At 65.6% G+C, this 5,882-nt stretch carries 4 protein-coding genes; 2 read left to right on the top strand and 2 right to left on the bottom strand.

From position 1 onward, the window contains the following. Positions 1-505: 505 nt before the first annotated feature. Both guaA and guaB read right to left on the bottom strand, forming a co-directional pair. Positions 506-2,083, bottom strand: coding sequence for a glutamine-hydrolyzing GMP synthase (guaA, locus tag ACESMD_RS14130; RefSeq protein WP_372614241.1), 1,578 nt, complete (start codon positions 2,081-2,083; stop codon positions 506-508). Positions 2,084-2,241: 158 nt separating this feature from the next. Next, positions 2,242-3,711, bottom strand: coding sequence for an IMP dehydrogenase (guaB, locus tag ACESMD_RS14135; protein ID WP_372614243.1), 1,470 nt, complete (start codon positions 3,709-3,711; stop codon positions 2,242-2,244). A 141-nt stretch (positions 3,712-3,852) separates the two neighbouring features. Here guaB and xseA point away from each other — a divergent pair, with 141 nt between their 5' ends. Then, positions 3,853-5,208: an exodeoxyribonuclease VII large subunit gene (xseA, locus tag ACESMD_RS14140; protein WP_372614245.1), complete on the top strand. Its 1,356-nt coding sequence runs from the start codon at positions 3,853-3,855 to the stop codon at positions 5,206-5,208. A 226-nt stretch (positions 5,209-5,434) separates the two neighbouring features. Next, positions 5,435-5,882, top strand: a 448-nt coding sequence (locus ACESMD_RS14145) for a redoxin domain-containing protein (RefSeq protein ID WP_372614247.1), incomplete at its 3' end; no start/stop codon positions are given.

Here is a 5,882-nt window from a genome sequence, read left to right on the forward strand (position 1 = left end):
GAACGCATGCCGGATGCCATCGACAGCACCCTCGCCACCCTGAGTGCAGAGACCCATACCGGCGCTGAACAGACGCTGTTGGAGAGGCTGCAACAGCGCCTGCTGAACAACTGCCGGAAGCTGGCACAGCGTTGGGCGGCGAGCCATGGCTAAAGCCTGGCATCAACCTCCGCCACGACATGGGCGACCCCATCGCCGCCACCCGCTACGCTGAGTGCGTGCTGGCCCCCGACGGCACGGTGACGGCGGTCTTGATGGCTTCAACCTCGCCTGTCTTTTCGGGGCGGATAATAGGATATGGTGCTGTCTTCATGAATTGGGGCTCCTTGTAGACGATAGTCATTTTCCTCGGGCGGAAGGCTCCGAACCTCTAGCTGTAAGCTTCAGACCTTTGATGGGAAATGAGAGTCTGTCCCTCAATCGTCCCAGAAGGTACGACAGATCGCCTAGGACCCAGCGATAGGTAGGCTTTCTAAGTACACATAGTCGGTCAGGTGTCACTACCTCACTCCCACTCAATCGTCGCGGGGGGCTTGCTGCTCACGTCATAGGTGACGCGGGAGACGCCGGTGATCTCGTTGATGATGCGGTTGGAGACCTTCTCCAGCAGCTCATAGGGCAGGTGCGCCCAGCGGGCGGTCATGAAGTCGATGGTCTCCACGGCGCGCAGAGCGATGACCCACTCGTAGCGGCGGGCGTCGCCGACCACGCCGACCGAGCGCACCGGCAGGAAGACGGCGAAGGCCTGGCTGGTCTTGTGGTACCAGTCGGCGTTGTGCAGCTCCTCGATGAAGATGGCGTCCGCCTCGCGCAGGATGTCGGCGTATTCCTTCTTCACCTTGCCGAGGATGCGCACACCCAGGCCCGGCCCCGGGAAGGGATGACGGTAGACCATGTCGTAGGGCAGGCCGAGCTCGACGCCGAGCTTGCGCACCTCGTCCTTGAACAACTCGCGCAGCGGCTCGACCAGGGAGAGCTTCATGGTCTCGGGCAGGCCGCCGACGTTGTGGTGCGACTTGATCACGTGGGCCTTGCCGGTCTTGGCGGCGGCGGATTCGATCACGTCCGGGTAGATGGTGCCTTGGGCCAGGAAGTCCACGCCTTCGATCTTGCCGGCCTCATCATCGAAGATGTCGATGAAGGTGTTGCCGATGATCTTGCGCTTGAGCTCAGGGTCGGCCTCGTCCTTGAGCCTGGAGAGAAACAGATCCTCGGCATCCACGCGGATCACCTTGACACCCATGTGGCGGGCGAAGGTCTCCATCACCTGGTCGCCCTCGGCCTTGCGCAGCAGGCCATTGTCGACGAAGACGCAGGTCAGCTGGTCGCCGATGGCCTTGTGCAGGAGTGCGGCCACCACCGAGGAGTCGACCCCGCCAGAGAGTCCCAGCAGCACATGGCGGTCACCCACCTGGTCGCGGACCCGGGCGATCTGGTCCTCGATGATCTGGGCCGGAGTCCACAGCCGCTCGGCGCCACAGACGCCCAGCACGAAATGCTCGAGAATACGCAGGCCCTGCAGGGTGTGGGTCACCTCTGGATGGAACTGCACCCCGTAGAACGCCTTCTCCTCCCAGGCCATGGCGGCGATGGGGCAGCTCGGGGTGGAGGCGGTGACGGTGAATTTGCTCGGTAGCCGGGAAACCTTGTCGCCGTGGCTCATCCACACATCGAGGAGATTCCTGCCGGTCTCGTGGTCGATGTGGTCCGAGATGTTCCGGAACAGCGCCGTCTCTTCATCGATGCGGATCTGCGCGTAGCCGAACTCGTGGACCCGGGAGCCCTCCACGGCGCCGCCGAGCTGCTCGGCCATGGTCTGCATGCCGTAGCAGATGCCCAGCACCGGCAGGCCCATCTCGAACACGCACGCCGGCGCGCGGGGCGAGTCCAGCTCGGTGACCGACTCCGGCCCGCCGGCGAGGATGATGCCGTTGGCGGCGTACTCGCGGATCTCGTCCTCGGTGATATCGAAGGCGCGGACCTCGGAGTAGACGCCGATCTCGCGCACGCGGCGGGCAATCAACTGGGTGTACTGGGAGCCGAAGTCAAGGATCAGGATCTTGTGGGCGTGAATGTCTTGCATGAAATGGCCACCGCCTTTGTGGACTCGAGCGCTGCGGCTCGAATCACCGTCTACTAGGAATGAAGAAGGAAGAGTGAAGAAGGAAGAGGCGGCCCTGTCCCGTCTCTTCACGTCTCATCTTCCCTCTTATCTCTTCTTTCTACCCTCTCGTGCGAACGTTAGCTTGCCCGGTAGTTGGGGGCTTCCTTGGTGATCTGCACGTCGTGAACGTGGGACTCGTTGAAGCCGGCCCCGGTGATCTTCACGAACTCCGGCTTGGTGCGCATCTCCTGGATGTCGCGGCAGCCGGTGTAACCCATGGAGGCACGCAGGCCGCCCATCAGCTGGTGGACGATGGCGCTCATCATGCCCTTGTAGGGCACGCGACCCTCGATGCCTTCCGGCACCAGCTTCTCGGCGCCCTCACTCTTGTCCTGGAAGTAGCGGTCGCTGGAGCCATGGGTCTGGGACATGGCGCCCATGGAGCCCATGCCGCGGTAGGCCTTGTAGGTGCGGCCCTGGTAGAGCTCGATCTCGCCCGGGGCCTCCTCGGTGCCGGCCAGCAGGCCACCGGCCATCACGCTGCTGGCACCGGCGGCCACGGCCTTGGCCATGTCGCCGGAGAAGCGTATGCCACCGTCGGCGATCAGCGGGATGTCGTAGGGCACCAGGGCCGCGGCGACGTTGGATACGGCGGTGATCTGCGGCAAACCCACGCCGGTCACCACGCGGGTGGTGCAGATGGAACCCGGGCCGATGCCGACCTTGACCGCATCGGCCCCGGCCTCGGCCAGGGCCTTCGCGGCCTCGGCAGTGGCGATGTTGCCGCCGATGACCTGGATCTGCGGGAAGTGTTCCTTCACCCAGCGAACGCGCTCGATCACGCCGCTGGAGTGGCCATGGGCAGTGTCGACCACCACCACGTCGACGCCGGCCTCGGCCAGGGCGGCCACGCGGTCGGGCGTCTCTGGGCCGGTGCCCACGGCTGCGCCGACCAGCAGGCGGCCGTCGTCGTCCTTGGCGGCGTAGGGGAAGGTGCGGGCCTTCTCGATGTCCTGGAAGGTGACCAGGCCGCGCAGGCGGAACTCGTCATCCACCACCAGCATCTTCTCGATGCGGTGCTCCTGCATCTTGCCCTTGATGATGTCCAGGCTGGTGCCCACCTGCACGGTGACGAGCTTCTCGCCGGGGGTCATGATGTCGTAGACGCTGTCGCCGTGGTTGGGCTGGAAGCGCATGTCGCGCTGGGTCACCAGGCCCACCAGAGCCTCCCCTTCCACCACCGGGAAACCGGAGAAGCCGTGCTCCTCGGCCATGGCCAGCAGGTCGGCCAGCTTGGCCTTGGGCCCCACGGTGACCGGATCCTTGACGATCACGCTCTCGTGCTTCTTGACCTTGCGCACCTCGTAGGCCTGCTGGGCGATGGTCATGCTCTTGTGGATGATGCCGATGCCCCCTTCCTGGGCCATGGCAATGGCCAGGCGAGCCTCGGTGACGGTATCCATGGCGGCGGAGACGAGCGGGATGTTCAGAAAGAGATCCCGAGTCAGGCGGGTCCGGAGATTGACGTCATTGGGCAGGACCTCGGAAAACCCGGGGACGAGTAATACGTCATCGAACGTAAGAGCTTCTTGGGCCATACGTAGCATATGCGGTAACACCCAGTGAAGTTGTGGAGGAGGGAGTGAAGTTAATCCCCTATTATAACGGGCCGAGGGGGTCGACGTCATCCATTCGGGGCTCGTCCAGCCATGGTAGGCTAGGCACGTCACCCTGCCGAGACCCGTGTCATGTCCCCCAGCGACACCTCAGCGCCCAGCCCTGCCCTCTCCGTCAGTGACGTGAACCGCCGCGCCCGCCAGGCGCTGGAGCGGGATATCGGCGAGCTCTGGGTGGAGGGCGAGCTCTCCGGCGTCTCGCGTCCCGGCTCGGGGCATGTCTACTTCACCCTCAAGGACGACAACGCCCAGTTGCGCTGCGCCCTCTTTCGCACACGAGCACGCTTCGTGGCCTCGCCCATGCGCGATGGCGATCTCGTCAGGGTGCGGGGCCGGCTGTCGATCTTCGAGCCCCGTGGCGATTACCAGCTGATCGTCGAGGCCGTTCAGGCCGCCGGGCTGGGCGACCTTCTGGCCGCCTTCGAGCGGCTCAAGGCCCGCCTCGATGCCGAGGGGGTGTTCGCCAACGCCAGGCCCCTGCCCTACCCGCCCCGCCATCTGCTGGTGCTGACCTCGCCCACCGGGGCGGCGATCCGCGATGTGCTGGCGGTCCTCTCCGCGCGCTGGCCCCTGGTGCAGGTGACGCTGATCCCGGTCCCGGTGCAGGGCCGCGAGGCCGCGCCGGCGCTGATCTCGGCGCTCGGCATGCTCAACCGTCAGCAGCCGCTGGACCCGGCCCGTGACGCCATCCTGATTACCCGCGGCGGGGGCAGCCTGGAAGACCTCTGGGCCTTCAACGACGAGCACCTGGCCCGGGCGGTCTTCCATTCGCGACTGCCGGTGATGTCGGCGGTGGGCCACGAGGTGGACGTGACGCTGGCCGACTTCGCCGCCGATGTCCGGGCACCCACGCCCTCGGCGGCAGCCGAGCAACTGGTGCCCGACCGTCGCGACCTGGCCGCACGACTGGCCTCACTGGAAAGCCGCCTGCGACACCTCCAGGGCGCACGCCTGGAGCGCGAGGCTCAGCGACTGGATCATCTGCGCATCCGCTTGAGACACCCCCGCGAGGCCCTCGAGCGCCAGCGGTTGAGCTTGACCCAGCTGGAGGCCCGGCTGGCGCGCGCCATCGAGGCACGACTGGCAACGGAACGAGGCCGCGCCGGACTTCTCGCCCGGCGGCTGGCCGCTCACCCACCCGAGCGTCAACTGGATGAGGCCAAGCGGCGACTGGCTCGGTCATCCGAGCGACTGTTACCCGCGATGCAACGCGGACTCGACCGACACCGTGACCGCCTCTCGGGTCTGGCACGGGAACTCCAGGCCGTCAGCCCGCTGGGGGTACTCGGCCGAGGCTACGCGATCCTCGAGGACGAACGGGGCCGGGTCGTCCGCCGGGCGGCCGACACCGCCCCCGGCCAGGCGCTCGAGGCACGGCTGGGCGAGGGGCGCCTCGCCCTCCGGGTACTCGACAGCAGCGGCGAATGAACCCGACGAGAGTGCGACAGCCCGTCCCCTGACTAGCCCCGCCGGCGGCCATTATTTTAGTATCGTCTGAAGTTAAAACATCAAAGAATTAGGAAGGCCGCGCTTGGCCATTGTCGAGACGGCCGACAGACCCGACAATGTCGGAACCCTCCGGACAGCTTTCACTGCCTGCATGGCAGGACTCGTGCCGGCAGCTTCACCCACCCGAAAGAAAGGGAGTTGCACCATGTCACTGCGCATCAATGACGTTGTACCCGACTTCGAGGCCGATACCAGCCAGGGCCCGATCCGCTTCCATGAGTGGATCGGCGACAGCTGGACCATCCTGTTCTCGCACCCGAAGGACTTCACCCCGGTCTGCACCACCGAGTTCGGCGCCGTCGCAAGGCTCAGCGAGGAGTGGAAGAAGCGCGGCACCAAGGTGATCGGCATCTCCGTGGACGGCGTGGAAGACCACAAGAAGTGGATCAATGACATCGCAAGCTATGCCAGCTGCGATGTCGGCTTCCCGATCATCGCCGACGAGGACCTCAAGGTCGCCAAGCTGTTCGACATGCTGCCGGCCGAGGCCTACCTGCCGGACGGGCGCACCCCGGCCGACAGCGCCACCGTGCGCTCGGTGTTCATCATCGGGCCGGACAAGCAGCTCAAGCTCTCCATGACCTACCCGATGA

It is taken from the genome of Halomonas sp., assembly GCF_041689495.1.
Lineage (GTDB): Bacteria > Pseudomonadota > Gammaproteobacteria > Pseudomonadales > Halomonadaceae > Halomonas.